This is a genomic window from Hydrogenophaga sp. (genome assembly GCF_018780075.1).
In the GTDB taxonomy this organism is placed as follows: domain Bacteria; phylum Pseudomonadota; class Gammaproteobacteria; order Burkholderiales; family Burkholderiaceae_C; genus Hydrogenophaga.
In genome coordinates, this window is the sequence record NZ_JADMKB010000013.1 from 1 (window position 1) to 24732 (window position 24732).

General features: G+C 68.7%; 27 protein-coding genes. 12 read left to right on the plus strand and 15 right to left on the minus strand.

Going from position 1 to position 24732, the window contains the following annotated elements; all coding sequences use genetic code 11:
• Positions 1-929: NAD-binding protein (locus IV088_RS04510; RefSeq protein WP_291098298.1), on the plus strand; the 929-nt coding region annotated here is incomplete at its 5' end.
• Between the two features lie 31 nt (positions 930-960).
• Here IV088_RS04510 and IV088_RS04515 read toward each other — a convergent pair.
• The 4 genes from IV088_RS04515 to IV088_RS04530 form a co-directional block, all read right to left on the minus strand.
• Positions 961-2019: a 3-keto-5-aminohexanoate cleavage protein gene (locus IV088_RS04515; protein ID WP_291098301.1), complete on the minus strand. Its 1059-nt coding sequence runs from the start codon at positions 2017-2019 to the stop codon at positions 961-963.
• 33 nt (positions 2020-2052) lie between these two features.
• On the minus strand, positions 2053-2901 hold the full coding sequence (locus IV088_RS04520; RefSeq protein WP_291098304.1) for a TauD/TfdA family dioxygenase: 849 nt from the start codon (positions 2899-2901) through the stop codon (positions 2053-2055).
• A gap of 40 nt (positions 2902-2941) precedes the next feature.
• Positions 2942-3922, minus strand: a complete 981-nt coding sequence (locus tag IV088_RS04525) for a quinone oxidoreductase (protein ID WP_291098306.1) — start codon at positions 3920-3922, stop codon at positions 2942-2944.
• Positions 3923-4041: 119 nt separating this feature from the next.
• On the minus strand, positions 4042-5082 hold the full coding sequence (locus tag IV088_RS04530; protein ID WP_291098309.1) for an AraC family transcriptional regulator: 1041 nt from the start codon (positions 5080-5082) through the stop codon (positions 4042-4044).
• 116 nt (positions 5083-5198) lie between these two features.
• On the opposite strand from IV088_RS04530, the gene IV088_RS04535 reads away from it, so the two are divergent.
• Together IV088_RS04535 and IV088_RS04540 are read left to right on the plus strand one after the other, a co-directional pair.
• The gene (locus tag IV088_RS04535; RefSeq protein WP_291098312.1) at positions 5199-6179 is read left to right on the plus strand and encodes a tripartite tricarboxylate transporter substrate binding protein; all 981 of its coding nucleotides are present in this window, start codon (positions 5199-5201) and stop codon (positions 6177-6179) included.
• Positions 6176-7222, plus strand: coding sequence for a YeiH family protein (locus tag IV088_RS04540; RefSeq protein WP_367171566.1), 1047 nt, complete (start codon positions 6176-6178; stop codon positions 7220-7222). Before IV088_RS04535 ends, IV088_RS04540 begins: the two co-directional genes overlap by 4 nt.
• Positions 7223-7234: 12 nt before the next feature.
• Here IV088_RS04540 and IV088_RS04545 read toward each other — a convergent pair whose 3' ends face one another.
• Together IV088_RS04545 and IV088_RS04550 are read right to left on the minus strand one after the other, a co-directional pair.
• The gene (locus IV088_RS04545; protein ID WP_291098315.1) at positions 7235-8491 is read right to left on the minus strand and encodes an Hsp70 family protein; all 1257 of its coding nucleotides are present in this window, start codon (positions 8489-8491) and stop codon (positions 7235-7237) included.
• Positions 8492-8575: 84 nt separating this feature from the next.
• Entirely contained in the window at positions 8576-9367 is a 792-nt protein-coding gene (locus IV088_RS04550) for an IclR family transcriptional regulator (RefSeq protein ID WP_291098318.1), read from the minus strand.
• Positions 9368-9489: 122 nt separating this feature from the next.
• Here IV088_RS04550 and IV088_RS04555 point away from each other — a divergent pair, with 122 nt between their 5' ends.
• From IV088_RS04555 to IV088_RS04585, 7 genes are all read left to right on the plus strand, one after another.
• Entirely contained in the window at positions 9490-10494 is a 1005-nt protein-coding gene (locus IV088_RS04555; RefSeq protein ID WP_291098321.1) for a TRAP transporter substrate-binding protein, read from the plus strand.
• Between the two features lie 158 nt (positions 10495-10652).
• Positions 10653-11084, plus strand: coding sequence for a type II 3-dehydroquinate dehydratase (locus IV088_RS04560; RefSeq protein WP_291098324.1), 432 nt, complete (start codon positions 10653-10655; stop codon positions 11082-11084).
• Between the two features lie 154 nt (positions 11085-11238).
• On the plus strand, positions 11239-11706 hold the full coding sequence (locus IV088_RS04565; protein WP_236964721.1) for a (2Fe-2S)-binding protein: 468 nt from the start codon (positions 11239-11241) through the stop codon (positions 11704-11706).
• A 2-nt stretch (positions 11707-11708) separates the two neighbouring features.
• A complete protein-coding gene (locus tag IV088_RS04570; RefSeq protein WP_291098329.1) occupies positions 11709-13856 on the plus strand; it encodes a xanthine dehydrogenase family protein molybdopterin-binding subunit in 2148 nt (715 codons plus the stop codon).
• 81 nt (positions 13857-13937) lie between these two features.
• The gene (locus tag IV088_RS04575) at positions 13938-14651 is read left to right on the plus strand and encodes a YebC/PmpR family DNA-binding transcriptional regulator (RefSeq protein ID WP_291098332.1); all 714 of its coding nucleotides are present in this window, start codon (positions 13938-13940) and stop codon (positions 14649-14651) included.
• Complete coding sequence (locus IV088_RS04580; RefSeq protein ID WP_291098335.1) at positions 14651-16111, plus strand: phosphatidylserine/phosphatidylglycerophosphate/cardiolipin synthase family protein; 1461 nt, start codon at positions 14651-14653, stop codon at positions 16109-16111. The genes IV088_RS04575 and IV088_RS04580 overlap by 1 nt, the downstream gene beginning before the upstream one ends.
• 51 nt (positions 16112-16162) lie before the next feature.
• Entirely contained in the window at positions 16163-16786 is a 624-nt protein-coding gene (locus tag IV088_RS04585) for a hypothetical protein (RefSeq protein ID WP_291098338.1), read from the plus strand.
• A gap of 7 nt (positions 16787-16793) precedes the next feature.
• Here the strand turns inward: IV088_RS04585 and IV088_RS04590 are convergent, their stop codons facing one another.
• The 5 genes from IV088_RS04590 to IV088_RS04610 form a co-directional block, all read right to left on the minus strand.
• Entirely contained in the window at positions 16794-17636 is an 843-nt protein-coding gene (locus IV088_RS04590; RefSeq protein WP_291098341.1) for a DUF3047 domain-containing protein, read from the minus strand.
• Between the two features lie 175 nt (positions 17637-17811).
• On the minus strand, positions 17812-18153 hold the full coding sequence (locus IV088_RS04595; protein WP_291098344.1) for a flagellar basal body protein: 342 nt from the start codon (positions 18151-18153) through the stop codon (positions 17812-17814).
• A gap of 177 nt (positions 18154-18330) precedes the next feature.
• Positions 18331-18654: a ferredoxin FdxA gene (fdxA, locus tag IV088_RS04600; protein ID WP_291098347.1), complete on the minus strand. Its 324-nt coding sequence runs from the start codon at positions 18652-18654 to the stop codon at positions 18331-18333.
• Positions 18655-18669: 15 nt separating this feature from the next.
• A complete protein-coding gene (locus tag IV088_RS04605) occupies positions 18670-18966 on the minus strand; it encodes a DUF2249 domain-containing protein (RefSeq protein ID WP_291098350.1) in 297 nt (98 codons plus the stop codon).
• A gap of 63 nt (positions 18967-19029) precedes the next feature.
• Positions 19030-20247 (minus strand): NnrS family protein, encoded by a 1218-nt coding sequence (locus IV088_RS04610; protein ID WP_291098400.1) that lies wholly within the window; start codon positions 20245-20247, stop codon positions 19030-19032.
• Between the two features lie 123 nt (positions 20248-20370).
• Between IV088_RS04610 and IV088_RS04615 the strand changes: the two genes are divergently transcribed.
• Together IV088_RS04615 and IV088_RS04620 are read left to right on the plus strand one after the other, a co-directional pair.
• The gene (locus IV088_RS04615) at positions 20371-20886 is read left to right on the plus strand and encodes an Rrf2 family transcriptional regulator (RefSeq protein WP_291098352.1); all 516 of its coding nucleotides are present in this window, start codon (positions 20371-20373) and stop codon (positions 20884-20886) included.
• A 218-nt stretch (positions 20887-21104) separates the two neighbouring features.
• Positions 21105-21296: a hypothetical protein gene (locus IV088_RS04620; protein ID WP_291098356.1), complete on the plus strand. Its 192-nt coding sequence runs from the start codon at positions 21105-21107 to the stop codon at positions 21294-21296.
• 31 nt (positions 21297-21327) lie between these two features.
• Here the strand turns inward: IV088_RS04620 and IV088_RS04625 are convergent, their stop codons facing one another.
• From IV088_RS04625 to IV088_RS04640, 4 genes are read right to left on the minus strand one after another with little or no spacing between them, the layout of a single operon-like run.
• Entirely contained in the window at positions 21328-22200 is an 873-nt protein-coding gene (locus tag IV088_RS04625) for a DMT family transporter (RefSeq protein ID WP_291098358.1), read from the minus strand.
• Between the two features lie 49 nt (positions 22201-22249).
• Positions 22250-23083: a shikimate dehydrogenase gene (locus tag IV088_RS04630; RefSeq protein ID WP_291098361.1), complete on the minus strand. Its 834-nt coding sequence runs from the start codon at positions 23081-23083 to the stop codon at positions 22250-22252.
• A gap of 49 nt (positions 23084-23132) precedes the next feature.
• Positions 23133-23609 carry a type II 3-dehydroquinate dehydratase gene (gene aroQ / locus IV088_RS04635; protein WP_291098364.1) on the minus strand — a complete coding sequence of 159 codons (477 nt, stop codon included), beginning with the start codon at positions 23607-23609 and terminating at the stop codon, positions 23133-23135.
• A gap of 25 nt (positions 23610-23634) precedes the next feature.
• Positions 23635-24681, minus strand: a complete 1047-nt coding sequence (locus tag IV088_RS04640) for a Gfo/Idh/MocA family oxidoreductase (RefSeq protein WP_291098367.1) — start codon at positions 24679-24681, stop codon at positions 23635-23637.
• Positions 24682-24732: the final 51 nt, after the last annotated feature.

Consider the following 24732-nt stretch of genomic DNA (forward strand, 5'->3'; position numbering starts at 1 on the left):
CCTTCTTCGCCGGCATGGTGCTGCGCGAGTCGGAGTTCAGCCACCGCGCGGCCGAGGAGTCGCTGCCGCTGCGCGACGCGTTCGCGGTGCTGTTCTTCGTGTCGGTGGGCATGCTGTTCGACCCGTCGGTCCTGATCGAACGGCCCCTGCAGGTGCTGGGGGTGGTGGCCATCATCCTGCTGGGCAAGTCGCTGGCGGCGGCGCTGCTGGTGATCGCGCTGCGCTACCCGCTCAACACCGCGCTCACGGTCTCGGCCAGCCTGGCCCAGATCGGCGAGTTCTCGTTCATCCTGGTCGGCCTGGGGGCCGCGCTCGGCCTGCTGCCGCCCGAGGGGCAGAGCCTGGTGCTGGCGGGTGCGCTGATCTCGATCGCGGTCAACCCGCTGCTGTTCAAGGCCATCGCGCCGGTGCAGGCCTTCCTGCGCGCGCGCTCCGGATTCGCGCGCCAGCTGGAGGCCCGTGACGACCCGCTGGCCGAGCTGCCCACGGCCACGGAAGAGCGCTTCCTGTCGCGCCAGGTGGTGCTGGTCGGCTACGGCCGGGTGGGGCGCCGCATCGCCCTGGCCCTCACCGAGGCCCAGCAACCTTTCGTGGTGGCCGAGCAGAACCGCGAGATCGTGGAGCGGCTGCGCGGGCAGGGCATTCCGGCGGTCTATGGCGACGCCGCCGACCCGGCGGTGCTGGTGCAGGCGCACGTGGCGCGCGCCCGCATGCTGGTGATCGCCACGCCCGACGCCATGGCGGCGCGGCCGATGATCGACACCGCGCGCACCCTCAACCCCGAGATCGAGGTGGCGGTGCGTTCGCACAACGAAGAAGAGGCACAGCGCCTGCGCGACGACGGGGCCGGCCATGTGTTTCTCGGCGAAGCCGAGCTGGCCGAGGCCATGGTGCGCCATGTGATGGCGCGCGCCGAGCCGGGACGCTGAGGCCGGCGCCCGTGTCCCGGACCAGGCCCGTTCAGGCCGCCTTGCGCAGGAAGCCCTGTTGCCCGCCGCGCGGGTTGGGGGCGAAGCCGTTGGCGGCCAGGGTCTCTTCCACCGTCTCGTAGAACACGCCGATCTTGAGGATGGCGCGGGCCTCCTGGCCGTTGGCCACCGGGCGGCCCATCTCGCCCGCGATGCGCACCAGCTGGCGGATCTGCTCGACGGTGCCGATCTTGGCCGTGCGGGTCTGGTTCCAGAGGTTGTCCTCGATGCCGCAGCGCACGTGCAGGCCCATGGCCATGCCCATCATGTTGATGGGCAGCGTGTTGCGCATGCTGCTCTCGACCGTGAGCATGGAGCCGTCGGGGATGGCGCGCACGAAGTTGGCGAGGTTGTAGAGGTTGGGCGCGTCCATGCCGCCGCTGATGGCGACCCAGTTCATCACCAGCGGGCCCTTGTAGACACCGCGGCGGATCAGCCGCTCCACGGTCTCGTAGCTGTTGATGTTGTAGAACTGGAACGCGCTCTGGATGCCGGCCGCCGAGAGGCGGCGGATGTGTTCTTCGAACCAGGCCGGGTTGGAGGGAACGATCATCTCGCTGTAGGCGCGGCGGTTCTCGGGCAGGGCCAGCGAGGTGCCGGCGATGTCGCGCTCGTCCATGTGCTCCAGCACGTTCATCTGCGTGGTGTTGACGGTGACCGTCACCTGATCGGGCTTGGGGTCGAGCTCGGCCAGCATGTGGCGCGTGTCGTCGCTCAGCCACTTGGCGGCGGCGCCGTCGGACTCGGGCGCGAAGCTGATCGAGCCGCCGACCTGGATCACCATGTCGGGCACGGCCTGGCGCACGCCGGCGATCAGCTCGTTGAACTTCGAGAGGCGCTTGCTGCCCTTGCCGTCGAGTTCGCGCACGTGCAGGTGCAGCACCGAAGCACCGGCGTTGTAGCAGTCCACCGCCTTCTGGATCTGCTCCTCCATGGTCACGGCGATGTCTTCGGGGAAGTCCGAGGGAATCCACTCCGGGCCGTAGGGGGCGGCGGTGATGACCAGCTTGTCCTGGTTTTCGGGGAAGAGCGAGCCGTCGAGAAAGTTCATGGTGGGTCTCCGGTGTCGGGGGGAAGGTGGGGGTCAGAACGTGGGCGTGCCGACGATGCCGGCACGCTCCATCTTTCGGTGGCAGGGCGGGTAGTCCATCACCGCGTAGTGCTGCGTGGCGCGGTTGTCCCAGATGGCGACGCTGTTGGGTTGCCAGCGCCAGCGCACCTGGTATTCGGGGATCGCGGCCTGGCCGATCAGGTACTGCAGCAGGGCCGAGGCGCCCTGCGTGAAGTCCTGGCCGTAACGCACGTTCTCGGCCGTGTGGAAGTTGGTGAAGTGCGTGGTGAAGCCGTTGACGAACAGCACTTTTTCACCGGTCTCGGGGTGGGTGCGCACCACCGGGTGCTCTGCGTCGGGGAACTGGGCCTTGAGCGCCAGGCGCCGTTCGATCGGCATGGCGGCGCCGAAGGTGCATTCGATGCTGTGGCGCGCGCGCAGGCCGGCGATCTGGGTCTTCACGGTTTCGGGCAGCTTCTCGTACGCCAGCGCCATGTTGGCCCACATGGTGTCGCCGCCCACCGGCGGGCATTCCACGCAGCGCAGCACGCAGCCCATGGGCGGCACCTCGCGCCAGGTGGCGTCGGTGTGCCAGGAGTTTTCGTAGCGGTCGTTGGGCGCGTCGGGCGTCTTGTAGATGCGCACCAGGCCGGGGTGCTCCGGGTCGCTGCCGGCGACAGGGTGGTCCTCCAGCTCGCCGAAGCGGCGCGCGAAGGCCACGTGCTCGGCGCGTGAGATGTCCTGGTTGCGCAGGAACAGCACCTTGTGCTGGAGCAGCGCGGCCTTGATCTCCTCGTACAACGCGTCGTCGCGCGCCGCATCGGCCAGGCTCACGCCGCTGAGTTCGGCGCCGATGGCGCAGGTCAATTGTTCGATCTTCATGGGGTATCTCCTCGGGCGGGGCCGATGCCTTCTCAGCCTCTTAGATCACGAACACCGACGAGCCGGTGGTCTTGCGCGATTCGAGGTCGCGGTGCGCCTGCTGCGCGTCGTTCAGCGCGTAGCGCTGGTTCACCTCGATGCGGATGCGGCCGGCCGCCACGTGGCCGAAGACCTCGGCGGCGAGTTCGGCCTTCTCGGCCGGGTCGGCGATGTAGTCGGCGAGCGCCGGGCGCGTGAGGTAGAGCGAACCCTTCATGGCGAGCAGGTTGGGGTTGAAGCCGTCGATGGGGCCGCTGGCGGTGCCCACGCAGACCATCAGGCCCCGGCGCTTGAGCGAGTCGAGGGAGGCCATGAAGGTGCTCTGGCCCACGCTGTCGAACACCACGTCCGCGCCCCTGCCGTTGGTGAGTTCGCGCACGCGCTTCGCCACGTCCTCGTGGCTGTAGTTGATGGTGTGCGTGCAGCCGTGGGCCCTGGCGACTTCGGCTTTGGCGTCGGTGGACACGGTGCCGATCACGGTGATGCCCAGCAGCTGCGCCCACTGCGCCACGATCAGGCCCACGCCGCCGGCTGCCGCGTGCAACAGCAGCGTGTCGCCGGCCGTGAAGGTGTGGATGCGCCGCATCAGGTAGGCCGAGGTCAGGCCGCGCATGGTCATGGCCGCGGCGGTCTCGAAGCCGATGCCGTCGGGCAGTTTGATCAGCGGTGCGGCGGCGATGAGGCGTTCGGTGCTGTAGGCGCCCAGGGTGTTGAGGAAGCCGGTGTAGGTGACGCGGTCACCCACGGCCACGTTCGTGACATCCGCGCCCACCGCTTCGACCACCCCCGCCGCTTCCACGCCCATGCCGGCGGGCAGGGGCATGGGGTAGGTGCCGTTGCGGAAGTAGGTGTCGGCGTAGTTCAGGCCGACGGCGGCGTGGCGCAGGCGGACCTGGCCCGGGCCGGGGTCGCCGACCTCGACCTGTTCAAGCGCCAGCACCTCGGGGCCGCCGGTGCGGTGCATGCGGATGGCAGTGGCCATGGGGGGTGTCTCCTTCGTGTGTTCGGGGTGCCGGGTGTCCGGACCATGGAACGCATCGTAGGAGTCACTGTCATTCGCTGCTTGTCGAATTGGGACATTGGCTTGCGAATGTGGGACAGTCAGGGTTGACCCTGACGCACCGCCGCTTTCGCCTTTTCTTGCGTCCGCCAGGCCGTCACGCTGCAACCGAAAGTGCTGCGGAACCAGTGCGAGAACGCGGCAGGCGCCGCAAAGCCCAAGAGCTGCGCCACCTCGGACAAGGGCAGGTCGCTGTCCTGCACCTGGCGCAGCACCAGCTCGGAGCGCACCGACTGCAGCAGCGTGGCGAAGGTCTCGTCTTCCTTGGCCAGGTGGCGGTGGATGGTGCGGCGGTCCACGCCCAGGTGCTGCGCCACCTGCTGCGAGGTGCAGCGCCCGCCGGGCAGCAGCGCGGCGATCAGCTGGCGCACGGTGGCCTTGGTGCTCTGGTGCTGGCCCGAGAGCGCGCGATCCAGGTACTCGCGGGCGAAACGCGCCATCTCCGGGTTGTGGCCCGCCATCGGCGCCTGCAGGTCGGCCGTGTGGCAGACGATGCCGTTGAACTCGCTGTTGAAGTCCACGGTGGTGCCGAAGAAGGTGCGGTGGGCCTTGGCGTCGCGCGGTGGCCGGTGGTTGAAACACACACCAACCGCCTTCCACTGCAGGCCCAGCAACTCGCGCAGGATGCGGAACATCACACCCACCGCCAGCTCCATCGACTGGCGCGTGCTGGCCGACTGCTCGACCAGGATCTCTTCGCGGATCACCAGCCGGTCGCCGTGTTCCTCGATGCGCGTGAGCAGCGAGGCGTTGAGCAGGCGCAGGTAACGGCACAGGGTGTCCAGCGCGGCGCGCGCGGTCGGTTCCTCCTTGAGCACCAGGCTGATCGGGCCGAGGTTGCTGAGCTGGCGCCGCGCCGCCAGCCGCAGCCCAAAATCTTCGACACCGCTGGCCTGCGCGCTGTGTTCCATCAGCGCGCTCACGGCCGCGGTGCTCAAGGGGGTCTCGGGGTTCTCCAGGCTGCGGGACGACAGGCCGGCACGGCGCAACATGGCGTGGGCGTCGAGGCCGACGGACTGGGCCAGATCCAGGTAGCCGTTGAGGCTGGCGCTGCGCACCACGGGCACGTAGGGGTAATCCATGAATGTCCCAATATCGAAAACAACTGTCCCAATTAAGCAAGCGAAGCCCGAAGGTCGAACCTAGGATTTGCCCCAGGGTCCGAGCCATGGCCCGAGAACCACACTGGAGACAACACATGACGCGCTTTTCCTTCTCACCCCTTCGCCGCACCGTGTGCGCCGCCGCCCTGGCGCTGACGCTGCCCGCCGCCCACGCATGGACCGACAAGCCGGTGCGCATGGTGGTGCCCGCACCGGCTGGCGGCACCATGGACGTCGTGGCCCGCATCGTGGCCGAGCAGCTGGCGGCCGACATCGGCCAGCCGGTGGTGGTGGAGAACAAGCCGGGGGCGGGCGGCGCGATCGCGGTGCAGGCCATGCTGGCGGCGCCGGCCGATGGCAACACCATCATGATGACGGCGAGCAACATCCTGACCGAGATTCCGCATGTCATGAAGACGGCCTTCGACCCGCTGAAAGACGTGAAGCCCGTGACCGTCATCGCCCGCGCCAGCATGGTGCTGATCGGCGCGCCCAATGTGCCGGCCAAGGACCTCAAGGGCGTGATCGCCTGGGTCAAGGCCCACCCGGGCACGGTCAGCTTCGCCTCCTACAGCGCGGGCACCAGCTCGCACTACGCCGGCATGATCCTCAACCAGAAGGCGGGGCTGGACATGCAGCACGTGCCCTTCGCCGGCTCGCCGCCCGCGCTGGTGCAGGTCATGGGCGGCCAGATCCCGCTGATGTTCGACGGCATGGCGACCTCCAGGAAGATGATCGAAGGGGGCAAGGTCCAGGCCTACGGCGTGGCGTCGAAGAAGCGCTCGCCGCACCTGCCCAATGTGCCCACGCTGGCCGAGCAGGGCTACCCCGACCTCGACTTCAGCAACTGGGTTGGCATCATCGTGGCCACCAGCGTGCCGTCGGCCGTGGTGCAGAAGATCAACGCCGCGGTGGACAAGACCGCTGCCGCTCCCAAGGTCAGGGACCGCCTGCTGGGTGCGGGCTTCGACGCCGGCGGCGACGAGACCGCCGAGCAGATGGCGCAGTCGCTGCGGGCCGACTTCGAGCGCAACGCGGCCATCGTCAAGGCCTTCGACATCAAGCTCAACCCGTGAGCACCGCCGTGCCATCTGCCATGACACCGGGGGGCGACGGGCTCAAGGCCCAGGCGGCGCACTGGCTGCCCGGCGTGACGCTCAGCGCCACCGTGGCCATTGCCGCCATGGCGCTGGCCAGCCACTACGGCGCGCCGGTCATGCTGTTTGCGCTGCTGCTGGGCATGGCACTCAACTTCCTCTCGGCCGAGGGCCGCAGCGCGCCCGGCATCGACTTCACCGCCCGGCAGGTGCTGCGCCTGGGCGTGGCGCTGCTGGGGCTGCGCATCACGACCACCCAGGTGATGGCGCTGGGCTGGGAACCTGTGGCGATGGTGGTGCTGGCCGTGGCGCTGACCATCGGCGTGGGCATCGTGCTCGCGAAGCTGATGGGCTTCCAGATGTTCTTCGGCCTGCTCACCGGCGGCGCGGTGGCGATCTGCGGCGCGTCGGCCGCACTGGCGCTGTCGGCCGCGATGCCGGCGCACCCGCAGAAGGAGCGGGCCACGCTGTTCACCGTGATCGGCGTGAGCACGCTGTCCACGCTGGCCATGATCCTGTACCCGCCGATCACGCACGCGCTCGGCCTCTCGCCGCTGGACGCGGGGGCCTTCATCGGCGGCACCATCCACGACGTGGCCCAGGTCGTGGGCGCGGGCTACAGCCTGTCGCACGAAGCGGGCGACGCGGCCACGCTGGTCAAGCTGCTGCGCGTGGCGATGCTGCTGCCGGTGATCGCGCTGGCGGCCTGGCTGGCGCGCCGGCACCAGCGGACGCAGGGTGGTGGCGAGGCCAGTGGCCCGCGCCCGCCGCTGCTGCCGTGGTTCGCCGTGGCCTTCGCGGTGCTGGTGCTGGTCAACAGCACCGGCTGGTTGCCGGCGGTGGTGGTGGAGGGCGGCCAGAGCGCGTCGCAGTTTTTCCTGGTCGCCTCCATGGCCGCCATCGGCATGAAGACCCACCTGCGTGACATCGTCACCGTGGGCTGGAAGCCGGTGGCGCTGATGGTGCTGGAGACCGTGTTTCTCGCCGCGCTGTTCTACGGGCTGTTGCGCATCAACGGCTGAGCGGCGGCGCCTTCACCCCCGTGAGTACGCCAGCCCCGAGGCCACGCCGCCAAACAGGTCGCCCTCGATCAGCGGCACGCTCGGGAACGCCGCGCGCAGCGTCTCTTGAAACGGCCGCAGCGCCGACGAACCGCCGGTGAGGTAGACCGCGTCGAGCTGGTGATCGCGCAGGCCGGCGCGCTGCACGCACTCGCGCGCGCAGGCCACGGTGCGGGCCAGCAGGTCGTCCAGGTGCTCGTGCAGCGCGGCAACGCCCAGGGGCGCGGTCAGCGCGGCCTCAACGATGGAGAGGTCCACGGTGGTGTCGGCGTCGGTCATCGAGCAGCGGATCTTGGCCAGCTCGACCTCGTGCGCGATGTGGTGGCCGTGTTTCTCGCGCAGCACGCGCATCAGCCGCTCGTGCAGGCGCGGGTCGCTGTAGTTGACGCGCAGCGCCTGCGCCTGGCTGATGGCGCGTGGCACATAGAGCCACTGGATCAGGTGCCAGGTCGAAAGGTCGAAGAACACGCGGCTGGGCACCTCGCGCCCCTGCGGGCCGAGCTGGCGGTAGCCCAGCAGCGGCATCACCTGCTCCAGGCTGAGGCGGTGGTCGAAGTCGGTGCCACCGATGTGCACACCGGTGGTGGCGAGCACGTCGCCCGAGCGGTCGGCCAGCGCCATGCGCTGTGGGCCCAGGCGCACCACGGTGAAGTCGGAGGTGCCGCCACCGATGTCCACGATCAGCACCATGGATTCGCGGTCCAGCCGGCGCTCGTGGTCGAGCGCGGCGGCGATGGGTTCGAGCTGGAAGCTCACCTCGCGAAAGCCGGCCGCCTGCGCGGCGTCCAGCAACGAAGCCTGGGCCATGGCGTCGCGCTCGGCGTCGTCGTCCACGAAGTGCACCGGCCGGCCCATCACCACGCGCTCGGGCGCACTGCCCAGCGCCTGCGTGGCGCGCTCGCGCAGCTCGACCAGGAAGGTGGTCACGATCTCCAGGAAGCTGATCGAGCGGTGGTTGACCTCGGTGCTCTCGTTGATGAGCGGGCTGCCCAGCAGGCTCTTGAGCGAGCGCAGCAGCCGGCCCTCGGTGCCGGCGAGGTACTGCGCCACCGCGTCGCGGCCGAAGTGGGTGAGGTGGTCTTCGGCGTTGAAGAACACGGCGGTGGGCATGGAGACGGCGTCGCCTTCCAGCGGGATGAGGCGAGAGAGGCCGTTGGGTGACGCCCAGGACATGGCGGAGTTGGACGTGCCGAAGTCGATGCCGAGGGTGCCGGCGGGGTGTTTTTGCATGGAGGGAGAAGGGAAAGGGAGGCGGACGGGGCTGGGCCCGGGCGCACACGGGGGAGCGGCATTCTCCCACCTCGCGGAAGGCGCTCAGCCCTTGCCCAGCGGAGGCCGCCCAAACAGGCTGCTGGTGTTGCAGATCGGCCCCAGTTCGGCGGCCGCGGCCAGCAGGTCGGGCGCCATCTCGTGCATGCGCGCGGGGGTCAGGCGCATGCGCGGGCCGGCCACGCTGATCACGCCGATGGCCTCGCCCCGGCGCAGCACCGGCACCGCGATGGCGCTCATGCCCGGCGCGAACAGCTCGTCGATCACGGCGTAGCCGCGCACCCGCGCCGCGTGCAGGAAACCGAGCAGGGCTTTCACCGTGGTGGGGGCCTTGGGGCCGTACTCGGCGGGCTCGCCGAAGCCCTGCTGCGACACCAGCGCCAGCGCGCGCTCGTCGCTCATGGACAGCAGCCAGGCGTGGCCCGATGCGGTGCACGAGAGGCGCGCGTCCTGCCCCATGTCGGGGTCGTAGCGCAGGCCCTTGCGCAGGCCCTGCGCCTTGGCGATCCAGGTCAGGCGGTCGCCGTCCACGATGGACAGTCGCACCAGCTCGCCCGTGCGCTGCGCCAGCCGTTCCAGCAGCGGCTCGGCGATGTCCACGATGCCCGCGCCACTGAGGTAGCCCAGCCCGAGCGAGACGATCTTGGTGGTCAGCAGGTAGTCGCCCTGGGCGCGCGCCTGGCGCACGTAGCCGCGCGCCTGCAGCGCGGCGAGCAGGCGGTGGCAGGCGCTCAGCGGCATCTCCAGCTCGGCCGCCAGCGAGGCCAGGGGCACGCCGTCGGGGTGGGCGGCCAGGTGTTCGATCAGGGCGAGACCGCGGTCGAGGGCAAGGCTCATGGGTGGTGATTTCGCATTAAGAAATTGGTTTCCAGTCGAGAAAGACTTTCTGGTCGGGCTCCAAGAATACGCCCAACGGTCCGCAGCACGCTGGCCGCCTTCACCCCCAACAAGGAGACACCATGCGAACCCTCTTCACCACCGCCCTGCTCACCACGGCCTTGCTGGCCAGCGGCGCACTGCACGCCCAGGACGTGCAGGAGCGCATCATCAAGTTCGGCCACCTCAACAACACCGACCACCCGGTGAGCCTGGGTGTCAAACGGTTTGCCGAGCTGGTGGCCACCAAGAGCGGCGGCAAGCTCAAGGTGCAGGAGTTCCCCTCGTCCACGCTGGGCAACGAGCTGCAGCAGCAGGCCGCGCTGCAAGGCGGCGTGCAGGAGATGACGGCGCCGGCCACCACCTCGCTCGCCGGCATCGTCAAGGAGTTCGGTCTGATCGACTTCCCGTTCGCCGTGTCCAGCTTCGCGCAGGCCGATGCCCTGCTCGACGGCCCGTTTGGCCAGGCGCTGATCGCCAAGTTGCCCGAAAAAGGCCTGGTGGCACTGGGCTACTGGGACCTGGGTTTCCGCAACGTGACCAACAGCAAACGCGCCATCACCAAGCCCGAAGACTTCGAGGGCCTGAAGCTGCGCGTGATCCCCAACCCGGTGTTCCTGGAGACCTTCAAGGCGCTCAAGGCCAACCCCGTGCCCATGGCGTTCGGCGAGCTGTACGGCGCGCTGGAGGCCAAGGCCGTGGACGGGCAGGAGAACCCCTTCTCGGTGATCCTCTCGAACAAGTTCTACGAGGTGCAGAAGCACGTGAGCGCGACCAACCACGTGTACGCGGCCAACATCATGCTGGTGAGCAAGCGTTTCTGGGACAAGCTCTCGGCCACCGAGCAGCGCATCCTGACCGAGGCCGCGCACGAGTCGCAGGGTCACCAGCGCCAGGCCAGCCGCGCCGCGGCGCAGAAGGCGGTGGGTGAGCTGCAGGCCAAGGGCATGCAGTACAACGAGGTGAGCCCGGCCGAGCAACGCCGCATCGGCCAGATGGTCAAGCCCGTGACCGACAGGATGGCCGCCAGCTACGACCCCGAACTCGTCAAGCTCTACCAGTCCGAGCTGGCACGCACCGCCCGCTGAACTGAAAAACCCCCGCGCCGCCTGCGGCGTCACCCCCTCAAGGGGGCGCCAGCAGCGGCCCGGCAAAGCCGGTTCCGCGCTGGCCCTGGCCAGTAGCGCGTGTCACGCGCCGCCGTTGACGCGACGGACCCTGAATCAACGCATTTGAAAGCCCGCTCATGAACATCCTCGTCCTGCACGGCCCGAACCTCAACCTGTTCGGCCGCCGCGAACCCCACATCTACGGCACCACCACGCTGGCCCAGATCAACGAGAGCCTGGAGGCGCTGGCCGCCGAGCTGGGCGTGAACCTGGAGATCCTGCAGTCCAACCACGAGGGCGTGCTGATCGACAAGCTGCACGAGCGCATCGACACCGCTCAGGGCGCGCTGATCAACCCCGCCGGCCTCACGCAGCACGGTGTGCCGCTGCACGACGCGATCAAGGCCATGCCCTTCCCGGTGATCGAGGTGCACCTCTCCAACATCGCGGCGCGCGAGCCCTGGCGCGCGCACTCCATCATCTCGCCCGCGGTGCGCGGCACGGTGCAGGGCCTGGGCTGGCGCTCTTACACCACGGCCCTGCGCGGGCTGGTGGATCTGCTGCGCTGACCGGGCGGTGGTCTGAAACGGAACACCTTGTCCCCACAGCGACGTAGGACAAGGGTTTCCCCACCCGGGCACCGCCGGTCGGGATCGCTACATTGGCGAACGACCTGATGCGGAGAACGCCCAGGCGCACCCCATAACCAGGAGACAGACCACCATGCAGAACCTGACCGTCAACGGTCGGGCCGCGTCCATCGACGCCGAGCCCGACATGCCCTTGCTCTGGGCCATCCGCGAAGACCTCAAGCTGACCGGCACCAAGTTCGGTTGTGGCATGGCGCTGTGCGGCGCCTGCACGGTTCACCTCGACGGCGTGCCCGTGCGCTCCTGCTCCACGCCGCTCTCTGCGGCTGCGGGCAAGAAGGTGATCACCATCGAAGCCATGGGCGCCAGCAAGGCCGGCAAGGCGGTGCAGGCCGCCTGGGTCAAGCACGACGTGCCGCAGTGCGGCTACTGCCAGAGCGGTCAGATCATGAGCGCCACCGCGCTGCTGGCGGCCAACGCCAAGCCCAGCGACAAGGACATCGACGAGGCCATGAGCGGCAACATCTGCCGCTGCGGCACCTACAACCAGATCAAGGCCGCCATCAAGGACGCCGCGGTCGCACTCAGCAAGGCGGCCTGATCATGAACACCCCCCACACCCTCGACATTGACACCCCCTCGGGCACCACGCGCCGTGGTTTCCTGGCCGGCGCGGGCGCCGCGCTCGTGGTCGGCTTCACGCTGCCGCAGGCCGGCCGCGCGCTCGCCGCCGAGGCCAGCTTCTCGCCCAACGCCTGGCTGCGCATCACCCCCGACAACCGCATCACCGTGATCTGCGGCTCGGCCGAAATGGGGCAGGGCGTGTTGACCGCCATCCCGCAACTCATGGCCGAAGAGCTGGACGCCGACTGGGCCAACGTGCGCGTGGAGCAGGCGCCCGCCAACACCGCGTTCAACAATCCCGCCTTCGGCATGCAAGCCACCGGCGGCTCGACCACGGTGCGTGGCCACTGGGACGTGATGCGCAACGCCGGCGCCACCGCGCGCGCCATGCTGGTGGCGGCCGCCGCCGAACAGTGGAAGGTGCCAGCCAGCGAATGCCGCACCGAAGCCGGCCAGGTGATCCACGGCAGCAAGAAGCTGACCTACGGCGCGCTCGCCGAAGCCGCCGCGAAGCAGAAGCCGCCCGAGAAGGTGGCACTCAAAGACCCGAAGGACTTCAAGATCGTCGGCCAGCGCAAGGCGCGCCTGGACACCGTGGGCAAGACGGACGGCTCGTCGAAATACGGCATCGACGTGGACCTGCCCGGCATGCTGGTCGCGGTGATGGCGCGCGCGCCGCTGCCCGGCGCCAAGGTGGCCAAGCTCGACGACAGCAAGGCCAAGGCGGTCAAGGGCGTGAAGCAGGTGATCAGCCTGCCCACCGGCGTGGCCGTGCTGGCCACCGGCTACTGGGCGGCGAAAAAGGGGCGCGACGCGCTGCAGGTGGACTGGGACCTCGGCCCCCACACCGGCCTGAACTCGGCCAAGGTCACGGCCATGCTGACCGAAGCCGCTTCGGCGCCCGGCGCAGTCGCGCTGCAAACCGGTTCCGCCGATGCCAAGGGCGCCAAGACCATCGAGGCCACCTACGAGGCACCGTACCTTGCCCACGCCTGCATGGAGCCGATGAACTGCACCGCCTGGGTCAAACCCGACGGCGTGGAGATCTGGGCCGGCACGCAGAGCCAGGGCCCGGTGCAGGGCATCCTCTCGCAGGTGGCGTCGGTCGATCCGGGCAAGGTCAAGGTCAACACCATGATGCTGGGCGGGGGCTTCGGTCGCCGCTTCGCGCCCGACTTCGTGATCGACGCGACCCTGCTCTCCAAGATCAGCGGCGCACCGGTCAAGCTCATCTACACCCGCGAAGACGACATGGCCGCCGGCTTCTACCGGCCCGCCTCGGTGGCGAAATTCAGCGGTGGCCTGAGCGCCGACGGCAAGGCCACCGTGCTGAAAGTGGGCGTCGGGACGCCCTCCATCATGGCGGCCTCGGGCTTCATGAAGATCCCCGAGAACGGCGTGGACAGCTTCGCCATGGAAGGCATCAACGACCACCCTTACGACATCGCGAACCAGCGCATCGATTACGGCCGCAAGGAGCCGGGGCCCAACGTGTGGTTCTGGCGCTCGGTCGGCCACTCGCAGAACATCTTCTTCATGGAGGGCTTCATCGACGAGATGGCCGCCGCCGCCGGCAAGGACCCCTACGAGTTCCGCCGCGCCCTGCTCGACAAGCAGCCGCGCTACAAGCAGGTGCTTGAGGTGGCGGCGCAGAAGGCCGGCTGGGGCAAGCCGCTGCCGGCGGGCGTGTTCCGAGGCATCGCGGTGGCGCAGAGCTTCGGCAGCTACGTGGCCGAGGTGGTCGAGGTTTCGGTCAATGCCGACGGCAGCCCCAAGGTGCACCGCGTGGTCGCGGCCGTGGACTGCGGCATGACGGTCAACCCCGCCATCATCGAACGCCAGATCGAAGGCGGCATCGTGTTCGGCCTCACCGCTGCGCTCTACGGCAAGATCACCCTGAAGGACGGTCGCGTCGAACAGGGCAACTTCCACGACTACCCCGTGCTGCGCCACAACGAGATGCCCAAGGTCGAGGTGCACATCGTCAAGAGCACCGAGAAGCCCGGTGGCATCGGCGAGCCGGGCACCCCGCCCATCGCGCCCGCCGTGGCCAACGCGCTGTTCGCCGCCACCGGCAAACGCCTGCGCAGCCTGCCGTTTGACACGGAGCAGCTGAAGAAGGCCTGAGGCCCGCGCCCACCACCTTGGACCGGCCGGGGTCCACTAAACTCAGGGACCCCGGTCGGCACACAACACAAGGAACTCCCCATGGGCGCGCAGTGGAAAGCGAAACACAAGGATCTGGCGGCCAACGCCAAGGGCCGCCTCTTCGGCAAGCTGGCCAAAGACATCATGATCGCCGCGCGGCACGGCGCCGACCCGGCGGCCAACGCGCGCTTGCGCCTGGTGATGGAGCAGGCGCGCAAGGTGTCCATGCCCAAGGACACGCTGGACCGCGCCATCAAGAAGGGCGCGGGCCTCACCGGCGAGGCCGTGCACTTTGACCACGTGATCTACGAAGGCTTCGCACCGCACCGCGTGCCGGTGATGGTGGAGTGCCTGACCGACAACGTGAACCGCGCCGCCTCCGACATGCGCGTGCTGTTCCGCAAGGGCCAGCTCGGCACCAGCGGCACGGTGTCGTGGGACTTTGACCACGTCGGCATCATCGAGGCCGAGGCCGCCGCCAAGGGGGCCGACGCCGAAGTCGCGGCCATCGAAGCCGGCGCGCAGGACTTCGAGCCCGCGGACGAAGAGGGCGTGTGCGTCTTCCTCACCGACCCGACCGACCTCGACCTGGTCAGCCGCGCGCTGCCGGCGCAGGGTTTCACGGTGCTGTCCGCCAAGCTCGGCTACCGCCCCAAGAACCCGGTCAACCCGGCGAGCCTGAGCGCCGAGGCGCTGGAAGAGGTGGAGGCCTTTCTCGCCGCCATCGACGAAAACGAAGACGTGCAGAACGTCTTTGCCGGGCTGGGCGGCTGATGGCCGCGCGCGGCGGCGGCGGGTCGCGCTGGAACCTCTGGCGTTTCGTGCGCTGGATCGGCATCGTGCTGCTGGTGCTGGTGATCGGCGTGCCGCTGCTCTTCTACGCCGCGTTCATGGGCATCCAGGAGGCCAGCGAGCGCCAGTGGCTGGGCCAGGCGCCGCAGCACGCGGCCATCGACGTGCGTTCGCGCAAGCCGCACCCCGTGGCGCTGCTCGACGTGGGCTTTGATTCGCTGGCCGTGCGCCTGCGCATGATCGAAGAGGCCCGCGAGTCCATCGAGCTGGAGTTCTTCATCTACGAGATCGACGAGGCCAGCCGCCTCATCACGCAGGCGCTGGCGCGCAAGGCCGCCCAGGGCGTGAAGGTGCGCATCCTGGTGGATTTCGCCCTGCCCATCTTCAAGCTCGCGCCGCACTACGCGCGCACGCTGGAGGCGGCGGGCGTGCAGGTGCGCTACTACAACACCTCGGGTATCGCACGCTTTTTCGCCATGCAGCACCGCACCCACCGCAAGCTGCTGGTGGTGGACCGCAAGGCGGCGGTGATCGGCGGGCGCAACATCGGCAACGACTACTTCGACCTCTCGCCGCACTACAACTTTCTCGACAGCGACCTGCTGATCCAGGGTGACATCGCCTCGGCCATCGTGGACAGCTTCGAGCTGTACTGGGCGTCGGACTGGGTGACCAACCCGAAAGACCTGGCGGTCGACGAGGGCGCGGCGGGCCTCGATCTGCTCGCCCAGCCGACCGCCGCCGAAGACGCGCTGCGCGCCGAGCTGAAGGCGCACAAGCCGCAACACAGCTTCACCACCTGCAACGACACCCACTTCGTCACCGATTACCCCGGCTCCGGCGTCGAGCGCCGCCGCGTCTACACCGCGATTGCGCAGCTCGTGAGCGAGGCGCGCCAGCGCGTGATCGTCGAGAGCCCTTACCTGGTGCTGCGCGATGACGGCATCGGGCTGCTGCAAAGCGTGTTGCAGCGCGGCGTGAAGCTGCAGTTCCTCACCAACACCCTGCATTCGACCGACGCGTTTTACGCCGTGGCCAGCCTGTCCGATTCGCTGGACCGCCTGAACCTGCCCAACCTGGAGGTCTGGGGCTACGACGGCCGGCCGCTGAAGCAGGGCGAGAGAGCACCGGCTTCCGAGCGCTGGGGCGTGCACGGCAAGCGCGCCGTGTTCGATGACCGCACCGTGGTCGTCGGCACCTACAACATGGACCCGCGCTCGGCCAACCTCAACTCCGAGCTGATCGTGATCTGCCGCAACAACCCCACGCTGGCCGCCACCATGACCCAGAGCCTGCAGGCGCGCCTGAAACAGTCGCGGCCCATCAGCGGCACCGCCAACGCGGGCGGCTACCACGCGTTGATCGAAGGCGCCGACGCCGACGCCATCTTCCAGATGCGCATGGTCACGCCGTTCGCGAGCTTCCTCGACTTTCTGCTGTAGACGCGCAGCCCCGGCGGTAGCATGGGGGCCGCTTGCCGCGAAGGAGCCTCCATGCCACGCCAGAAACCCGTCTCGCCCAACAACCCTTGCCCTTTCCTCAGGGCACTGGTGGCCCAGGGCCTGGTGCCCGACGACGTGGTGCCCATCGGCGAGCTGACGGACACGATCCTGGCCGTGGCCCGCACCGGCGAGGGTGAGCCCACGCTGCCGGCCACCGCGATCCGCGCGGTGGCGCTGGCGGCGAACGGCCTGGGCCCGCTGCAGCTGGCGCGCTCGGGCCTGGGCGGCGTGCACCTGAACGAACTGCGCGACGGGCCGCTGGACAAGAAGGGCGTGGGCTCGGGCATCCTGGACGCGGTGGCGAACGTCGACGCGGCGCAACTCGACCGGCTCGACCAGTTCGCCAGCGACCACCTGAATGCCCGGGGTCGCAAGGAGCGCGGCCTCGACCAGGCCGCGCTGGACCGCATGATGGACGCCAACGTCGAGCGTGCCGCCAGCCCGCGGCTGCTCGACCGCCAACTCATGGACGGCGAATGGCCCATCCTGCTGCAGGTCATGGGCAAGGAAGGCCGGGCGGGGCGCTACCTCAGCGTCAAGGAGGTGCGCGAGCTGTTCCTGAACCGGCGCTTCCCCCGGCGCATGGTCACGGCGCTGAAGGCCCAGCGCGGTTGATCGCCTTTCAGGGCCGGGGCGACGACAGCGTCACGTCCAGCGGGCCGTACCAGGCGGTCACCGTGGCGCCCGAGTTGTTGGAGTCGGTCATCAGGCCCAGCCCGATCAGCGCGCCGGGCGTTTCGCCAAAGGCCTTCTTGAAATCGGCCTCGATGTCGCGGTCAAAGTCCACCCACTGGTTCAGGCGGTCCGGCCCCGACTCGACCACGATCTGGCGGATGCGGCTGGTGTAGGGGTTGGGGATCACGCTGCCGGCGGGGTAGCGGCTGTCCCACACGTACATGATCGACGCGTAGGGCAGCGGCTTGCCCGCGATCAGGCTGGACAGCTCGGACACGATGTGGTCGCGCGCCGTCCACTGCTTGCTGCGGTCGCCCTCGAAGCTCAGGATCAGCCGCGCCACCGCGTCGTCTTCGCCCTTTTCCTTCAGGTCGAACGCCGGGTTCAGGGTCGGGACGAACAGCGAGAACCGGATGCGCTTGGGCAAGGCGCCGGGCGCGGGGGCCAGGGGCAGGCTCAGCGTGCTGTTGGCGCCCTCGGCCTGGGCCATCACGGCCGGCCGGCCGGCGTGCTCGGTGGCGTTGTAGTGCGTGGGCCGGCGGTTCATGTAGACCTGGTGCTCCCAGCGGGCCGCGGGCGCCAGGCCCTCGATGTGGTTGCGGCTCTGCCAGGCCGTGCCGTCCAGCACCACCGGGCGCGACTTGGCGCGGCCACCGTCCTCTTCCGACTCATCGGCTTCGACCACGTCCGTCGCATCGGTCTGCGGCCCGGCGCAGGCGGCGAGCACGGCGCACAGCAGCAGCGGCACGAATCGGGTGGTGAAAGGGGTGGAGCGGGGCAGGAGCGTCATGGCGAACGGCGGTCTGGGCCTGGCCGGGTGCCGGGCCAGAAATCGGGCGAAAAATTGGCACGTATTGTGCCGTTTCCTGCCTTAAGGCTGGCTTGCAGCGCAGCGCCCTTTGCCATCGGTTACCGGCCTCGCGGTCTGTTACGGCTGGACGTTGCCGGTGTTCAACCGGCCGGGGTCAGGCCTGGGTGTCGAGCAGCGAGCCCAACATGCGGTCTTCCGTCTCGACCGTGCGCAGGTTGGCGGCGAAGCTGTAGACGCTCATCCGCTGCGCAACCAGGTCCTCGGCCAGGTGCGCAAAGTCGCCGCTCGACGACGGGCCCGCCGCGTCTCGCCCGATCTGCGCGTCCACCCCACCCAGGCCCGGCCGGGCCGTCTGCGTCACCCCCTGCCGCTGGAAACCCGGCGTCTGCGCGTTGGCCACGTTGTGCGCGCTTGTGTCCAGCCGCAGCTGCGCGGCGCGCATGCCGCTCAGGCCGATGGCGGCGGAGGAGGGGCCGGAGAGGGCGGAGATGGACATGGTGGGTGGTGGCGAGAGATGGGGCGTCTTTCGTCTCTTTCGGCGCAAGCGGCGGAAACTGAAGGTCTGTGCGCAGGACTCAACAGCGTGAAGGGGAATGTCCGAAGCCGCGATGTTGTCACTGGGTCTGTGACACGGCCCGGTGGCTGTCCCGGGTTTCTCGCAAGTGGGGCGGTTTCAGCGTTCGAGCTGGTCGCGTTTGTCCTGCACCGCGCTCCACGCGTCGGCGTCGGGCAGCGCGGGCTTGGTCCGAGTGATCGGTTTCCACAGGAGCGCCAGCTCGGCGTTGAGCGGCGTGAAGTCCCGCTGGTCATTGGGCACGTCTTCCTCGGCGTAGATTGCCGAGACCGGGCATTCCGGGACACAGACCGCGCAGTCGATGCAGTCGTTGGGATCGATCACCAGGAAGTTCGGTCCTTCGCGGAACGCGTCGACCGGGCAGACGTCGACGCAATCGGTGTATTTGCACCGGATGCACGATTCGGTCACCACAAAGGTCATGGCGCGGGCTCCCGGTCAGCCGCCGCAGGACCCACAGCAGGAATCCACCCCGTGCACGGGCTGGCTATCGGCCGGTTTGGCGATCTGCACCCGCCATTGATCGGGACCACTTTCCAGCGGTGTCCAGCTGAAGGCGCCGTAGAGACCGCTCTCGAACTGCCCGCGCAGCGGCTGCGGGTTGTGGTCGTTGATGAGCTCCATGGCCGCGCCGGGTGGCAAGGCCTTGAAGGTGGAGAACACGAGCGAGTGGCGTTCGCGCGGAGCGATGCTGCGCAGGTCCACGGTGGGGGCGGGAGCGGTGGTGGTGTTCATGGAAGGGTCCTGAGGTGGGTGAAACGGATTGGGTTGAAAAAGCGGAGCGGGATCAAAAGAGCGTCAGCCGTCCTTGCCGTCGAAGCGCGTCTGGAGCAGCCAGGGGGTGTAGATGAAGAGGTAGATCGCAAACGCCACCGACCAGGCCGCTGCAGAAATCACCAGGGCCAGTGGCAGCCATGGCGGCACCGCCAGCGGCAGCAGCACGCGCACCGCAGCCGCCAGCATCACGAGCAGGTAGGCCGTGATCTCCGGGCGGGACACCTGCAGCGCGCGCCCGGTGTGGCCGCGGGCGGTGCGGGTCATCATGCCGATGATGAGACCGGCGGTGGCCCCGATCGCCAGCGCATGCACGCCGGCTGAAACGCCGATCCAGCCGAACCGGGCCGCCGCCAGCAAGGCCAGGCCGAAGGGAATCCAGGCGTAGGACACATGCAGGATCCACAGGATCGGGCGGTGCCGGGTCATCGCAGGCCGCCACTGCAGCAGCCGCCCCACCTGGGCCACTGCGGCGAGCGAAAACGCCAGGCCGCCGACCATGTTCCAGCCCGACGAGGCCGGCGCCAACACCCACAGCAGCAAGGCCAGTGCGGTGAGCGCCAGCGCGGCGCGCTCCACCGGCGTGCGCACCTGGAGCTTCAGACCCGGGGTCGCGCTCATCGTGAAGGCCGGAATCACCCGGCCCGCGATCACGCACTCGATCATCACGATCAGGGCCAGGGCAGCGTGCAACGGGGTCAGCGGGGAAACATCGAGGGCGCCGATCACCCCCAGGTGAAAGACACCGTTGGCCAGCGCGAGCAGCATCAACATGCCCGCCAGCGGCAGGTTGCGACGGTTGCCCGCGCGCAGCAGCAGGCGGGTGAGCACCGCGGCCACCAGGGGCAGCAGCGCCAGGTCCAGCACGGCGTACAGCGCGTAGGGCCCGGTCACGGCGGCCACCCGGGCCGCGAGCCACAACAGGGCCAGGGCCCCCAGAAAGGCACCGCGCGGCGTGACCAGCCCCGTCCAGGCTTTGACCGCGGTCAGCAGGAAGCCCAGGATGACGGCGATCGCAAAGCCGAACAGCATGTCGTGCGCGTGCCACAGCAGTGGTGGCAGTGCCATGGTGAGGTTCCACCGGCTCAGGAACAACACCACCCACAGGGGAACCGCCAGCAGCGCGAACGACGCAGCCCCCAGGTAGAAGGGCCGGAATCCCAGCCTCAGCAACGGCCAGCCCGGGGGCTGTGGCGCGGCGGTGGGCTCGGGTGGCAAGGCGTGCAAGGGCAGGGCGGGCATGGTGGGGTGGGCGTTGCAGCGACCGTCGGGTCGCTGCGAGGGTCTCATAAGAAGCATGTGAGATGAATCTTATACCCAAACCATCTTTAAAGAAATATACTTTGTACCTCTTTAAGGTTTTCCATGCGACTTGCCGAGTACACCGACTACACCCTGCGCGTGCTGATGTACTGCGCGGCCCGCCCGCAGCAGATGGTGACCATCAGCGAACTGGCCGAACAACACGGGGTGTCCCGGAACCACCTGATGAAGATCGTCACCGACCTCGGCCGCCAGGGTGTGCTGGAGACCACGCGGGGCCGCGGCGGCGGACTGCGCTTGCTGAAAGACCCGGCCCAGCTGCGCATCGGGGACGTGGTGCGCGCCTCGGAGACCGACTTCCGCCTGGTCGAGTGTTTCGACCCGGGCTCCAACCAGTGCACGCTGTCGCCGACCTGCCGCCTGAAGGGCCTGTTCAACGCCGCGCTGGGGGCCTACTTCAAGGAACTCGACGGCATGACGCTGGCCGACATCGTCGAGCCCGTGGCGGCGCCGGTCATGGGGCGCGCCCTGCCGTCGCGTGGCACCGCGGGGGCGACCCCGGTCGCGGCGCCCCGCAGCCTTCGCCGGCCCGCCAGCAAGGCAAAGCCCGGTGGGTGAGCGCATCGCCGCGGCGAGCGCACCGGTGGCGACCGGACCCTCTGCACGGGTTGCGGCTGGTCCCCCCAGCTGTTCGCTGGCGAACAGACAGACGGGCTCGAAGCTGACCTGATGAAGGTGCGGCGACGGGTTTGCCGGTCGCAGCGGCTGAAGGCCCTGGTCCACCCAAGCGACATGGACCGCAGCCAACGTCCCGCCCCACACCGAAAGGACACCCCATGACCAGCGAAAAAACGGCCCACATCGAGCCTTCGAAGCACTCCACCGACGAGGTGGATGAATTCCTGAAAATGGTGGAGGCCAACGTCGATGACGCGCCAGGCGCCGGTTCGCCGGCCATCAAACCGAACACGGATCTGGATGACGACGGCAATCCCATCGCGGACACGCCGAAGCACCCCGCTCCCTGAACCCCAGGCTCGCGGGGCTGGCACGGCCAGCCTACCGAACCCGCACCCCCAACCCCCCACACAGCGCAATCAGCGCCACCCCGAGCACCGTCCACCCATCGGGCGCGTACCCGAACACCACCCAGCCGGCCAGCGTGGCGAAGGCGATCTGGGCGTACATGTAGGGGGTGATGAGCGAGGCGGGGGCCCGGTGGTAGGCCTGGATCATCAGGTAGTGGCCCAGCGAGCCGAACACGCCCATGAGCCCGACCAGCGCCCAGAGTTGCCAGGTCGCCATGGGGGCCCAGCTCCAGGGCAGGGCGATGGTGCCGAACACCAGGCCGGTGAGGCCGGTGTAGAAGTGCATGGTGCCCGGGTCTTCGGTTTTTACCATCTTGCTGGTGACGATCTGGTAGAGCGCGTTGATGAACACCAGCACCAGCGGCAGGAACATGGCGCCGTGCAGGCCGCCCGCGAAATCGGCGGTCTTGGGGCGGATCACGATCAGCGCGCCGATGAAACCGCCGGCCACGAGCGCCCAGGTGAGCGCGGACACGCGCTCGCGCAGCAGCGGGGCGGCGAGCACGGTGATCGCGAGCGGCACGAGCATGAGGATGGCGGTGAACTCACCCACCGGCACGTGCTGCAGCGCGAGGTAGGCGATGGTGCCCGAGGTGACCATGAGCGCGCCGCGCAGCAGCTGCCAGCCGGGTGTCTTGGTGATGAAGAGCGACTTGCCCTGGCTGGGGTAGAGCATGGCGGCGGTCATGCCGGTCTGCACCAAGAAGCGCAGCCACACGGCCATCATCACGGGGACCACGCCGCCGACGTATTGCGAGGTGGTGTCGAGCAGGGCGAAGCAGGCGGTGGCGGCGACGGCCAGGGCAATGCCGAGGGCCGGGTGGGGGTAGCGGAGATCGGTCAAGCGGGGGCTCTTCGGGGCGGCGGTGGCGCGGCCCGACAGCGCGGCGGGGTCAGTAGCTGAGCCGGGCCACCACGCGCAGCACGTCGGGTGTGGTGGTGGGGAAGCCGAAGTATTCCAGATACGCGGGGATCATTTCGAACAGCATGTCGGAACCCACTTGCACCGGGCAGCCTCTGGCTTTCGCGGCGCTGAGGAAGGCGGTCATTTCGGTGCGCATCACGACCTCGCCGACGAAGGTGCGCGCGTCCAGGCGCGACACGTCCATGGGCAGCGGGTCGCCTTCGTTCATGCCCATGGGGGTGGCGTTGACCACGAGGTCAAACCCGGCGGGGTCGTTGCTGCCGGTGCTCACCATGATGGCGGGGTAGTTGTCGCGGATGCGCTGGCCCAGGGCCTCGGCGGAGGCGGTGTTGACGTCGTACAGGCTGATGTGGGCGATGCCTGCGCCGGCCAGCGAGGCGGCGATGGCGCAACCCACGCCGCCGCTGCCGACCACGAGCGCGCGCGCGCCGGTCAGCGTCAGGCCCTTGCGCATCACGCCGCGCACGAAGCCGGCGCCGTCGAACTGCTCGCCCACCAGACGGCCGTCGGGCAGGCGTTTCACCGCGTTGCAGGCGCCGGCGACCTTGACGGTGGGCGTCACCTCATCGAGCAGGCCGACGGTGACCACCTTGTGCGGCATGGTGATCAGCGCGCCGCGGATGTTGGTGAGCGTGAAGACGCTTTTGAGGAAGGCCGGGTAGTCCTCGGGCTTGCAGCCGAAGGGCACCACGATCGCGTTCACCCCGACGTGCTCGAAATAGGGGTTGTAGATCGACGGCGACTTGAAGCTGTGCGTCGGGTAGCCGATGTGGGCGATGAGTTCGGTGTGGCCGTTGATCATGATGGGGCTCTTCGGAATGGGCAGCTTGCGCGAGGCGGTGGGCGGCAGATCAGGGCTTTTTCGAGGCGGCCGAGTTCACGAACTTGCGCACCAGGCCGTCCATGGCGATGAGGTAACCGTCCACGCCAAAACCGATCACGATGCCGGCCGCGGCGGGCGAGACCCACGAGTGGTGGCGGAATTCTTCGCGGGCGTGCACGTTGGAGATGTGGCACTCGATCACGGGCAGCGGGTCCATGCCCTTGATGGCGTCGTGCAGCGCGATGGAGGTGTGGGTGAGGGCGCCGGGGTTGATCACCACGCCCAGCAGTTCGCCCGCCTTGAACTGGCGGCCGGCTTCGTGGATCTTGTCGATCAGCGCGCCTTCCCAGTTGCTCTGCAGGCACTCGACCTCGTAGCCGATCTTCTCGCCGTGGGCCTTGCAGAAGGCCTCCACGTCGGGCAGGGTCGTGTAGCCGTACTGCGCAGGTTCGCGGGTGCCGAGCAGGTTGAGGTTGGGGCCGTTGAGGATGAGGATCTTTTTCATGCGGTGCTCCTGGGAGGGATGGGGTTCAGTGCAATTCGACCACACGGCCGCTGGCGGCGGCCTCGGCAATGGCTTCGGTGATCTTGAGGTTCTGCAGACCGTCGCGTGCGGTCACCAGCGGGCTGGCTTCGCCGCGCACCACGGCGCCAAAGTGTTCGATCTGGTGCTTGAGCGGATCGTCGCGCACCATGCCCACGGTGCCCACTTCGAACGGTTTCCACCACGAGCGGTCTTCGTCGCGCGGGTATGTCTTGAGGCGCATGGTCGGTACCGACAGGCTGCCGTGGGTGCCGGCGACCACGTAGCAGTCTTCGTCTTCGTAGGTGGCGTAGGCCTTGTTTTCCTGCGAGGTCTGTTCCCAGCTGCGCGGGCAGGCGGCGGTGTCGCTGAGCATGAAGCTGCCCAGCGCGCCGTTGGCAAAGCGCAGGTTGATGGCCACGGTGTCTTCCACCGCGAAGCCGCGGGTGGCGCTGGACTGGAAGGCCTGCACGGCCACGATCTCGCCACACAGCATGCGCAGGTTGTGCACCTCGTGGATCATGTTGATCAGAATCGGGCCGCCACCGATTTCGCGGCGCCACGGGCCACCGTCGAAGTAGGCGTCGGGCTTGTAGAAGGTGGCGCTGCCCATGACCGTGACCAGCCGGCCGAGCTGGCCGGACTGCACCACCTGCCGGGCCTTGGCCATGATGGGACTGTGCGCGCGGTGGTGGCCGATGAGCACCTGGGCGCCGCTGTGCTCGACGGCGTCCACCAGCGTCTGGCCCTCGGCCACCGTGGTGGCGATGGGTTTTTCCAGCAGGATGGATAGGCCTGCTGCGATGCACTGCAGCGCCTGCGGCACATGCAGCGAATTGGGCGTGGCCAGCAACAGGCCATCGGGCCGGCCCAGGGCCAGCAGCTCGTCGAGGCTGGCGTACAGCGGCACGCCGGCCTGCGCGGCCACGGCGGCGGCCGCAGGAGAAGGGTCCACCACGGCCGACAGCGCGCACGTCGGGCTGGCCAGCAGCACACCGATGTGGGCCTGACCGATCAGGCCGGCACCGGCAACGGCAATGCGGGTCTTGGACATGGTGGAGAGAGATTCGTGAAGGGTTGTTGCCAGCTCCGAATGCGGAACCGG

Excerpts from the sequence above, each read along its gene's own strand:
- IV088_RS04515 (WP_291098301.1), bottom strand. The coding sequence starts at position 2,019 with ATGAACTTTCTCGACGGCTCGCTCTTCCCCGAAAACCAGGACAAGCTG.
- IV088_RS04520 (WP_291098304.1), bottom strand. The coding sequence starts at position 2,901 with ATGAAGATCGAACAATTGACCTGCGCCATCGGCGCCGAACTCAGCGGC.
- IV088_RS04525 (WP_291098306.1), bottom strand. The coding sequence starts at position 3,922 with ATGGCCACTGCCATCCGCATGCACCGCACCGGCGGCCCCGAGGTGCTG.
- IV088_RS04530 (WP_291098309.1), bottom strand. The coding sequence starts at position 5,082 with ATGGATTACCCCTACGTGCCCGTGGTGCGCAGCGCCAGCCTCAACGGC.
- IV088_RS04535 (WP_291098312.1), top strand. The coding sequence starts at position 5,199 with ATGACGCGCTTTTCCTTCTCACCCCTTCGCCGCACCGTGTGCGCCGCC.
- IV088_RS04545 (WP_291098315.1), bottom strand. The coding sequence starts at position 8,491 with ATGCAAAAACACCCCGCCGGCACCCTCGGCATCGACTTCGGCACGTCC.
- IV088_RS04550 (WP_291098318.1), bottom strand. The coding sequence starts at position 9,367 with ATGAGCCTTGCCCTCGACCGCGGTCTCGCCCTGATCGAACACCTGGCC.
- IV088_RS04555 (WP_291098321.1), top strand. The coding sequence starts at position 9,490 with ATGCGAACCCTCTTCACCACCGCCCTGCTCACCACGGCCTTGCTGGCC.
- IV088_RS04560 (WP_291098324.1), top strand. The coding sequence starts at position 10,653 with ATGAACATCCTCGTCCTGCACGGCCCGAACCTCAACCTGTTCGGCCGC.
- IV088_RS04565 (WP_236964721.1), top strand. The coding sequence starts at position 11,239 with ATGCAGAACCTGACCGTCAACGGTCGGGCCGCGTCCATCGACGCCGAG.
- IV088_RS04570 (WP_291098329.1), top strand. The coding sequence starts at position 11,709 with ATGAACACCCCCCACACCCTCGACATTGACACCCCCTCGGGCACCACG.
- IV088_RS04575 (WP_291098332.1), top strand. The coding sequence starts at position 13,938 with ATGGGCGCGCAGTGGAAAGCGAAACACAAGGATCTGGCGGCCAACGCC.
- IV088_RS04580 (WP_291098335.1), top strand. The coding sequence starts at position 14,651 with ATGGCCGCGCGCGGCGGCGGCGGGTCGCGCTGGAACCTCTGGCGTTTC.
- IV088_RS04585 (WP_291098338.1), top strand. The coding sequence starts at position 16,163 with ATGCCACGCCAGAAACCCGTCTCGCCCAACAACCCTTGCCCTTTCCTC.
- IV088_RS04590 (WP_291098341.1), bottom strand. The coding sequence starts at position 17,636 with ATGACGCTCCTGCCCCGCTCCACCCCTTTCACCACCCGATTCGTGCCG.
- IV088_RS04595 (WP_291098344.1), bottom strand. The coding sequence starts at position 18,153 with ATGTCCATCTCCGCCCTCTCCGGCCCCTCCTCCGCCGCCATCGGCCTG.
- fdxA (WP_291098347.1), bottom strand. The coding sequence starts at position 18,654 with ATGACCTTTGTGGTGACCGAATCGTGCATCCGGTGCAAATACACCGAT.
- IV088_RS04605 (WP_291098350.1), bottom strand. The coding sequence starts at position 18,966 with ATGAACACCACCACCGCTCCCGCCCCCACCGTGGACCTGCGCAGCATC.
- IV088_RS04610 (WP_291098400.1), bottom strand. The coding sequence starts at position 20,247 with ATGCCCGCCCTGCCCTTGCACGCCTTGCCACCCGAGCCCACCGCCGCG.
- IV088_RS04615 (WP_291098352.1), top strand. The coding sequence starts at position 20,371 with ATGCGACTTGCCGAGTACACCGACTACACCCTGCGCGTGCTGATGTAC.
- IV088_RS04620 (WP_291098356.1), top strand. The coding sequence starts at position 21,105 with ATGACCAGCGAAAAAACGGCCCACATCGAGCCTTCGAAGCACTCCACC.
- IV088_RS04630 (WP_291098361.1), bottom strand. The coding sequence starts at position 23,083 with ATGATCAACGGCCACACCGAACTCATCGCCCACATCGGCTACCCGACG.
- aroQ (WP_291098364.1), bottom strand. The coding sequence starts at position 23,609 with ATGAAAAAGATCCTCATCCTCAACGGCCCCAACCTCAACCTGCTCGGC.
- IV088_RS04640 (WP_291098367.1), bottom strand. The coding sequence starts at position 24,681 with ATGTCCAAGACCCGCATTGCCGTTGCCGGTGCCGGCCTGATCGGTCAG.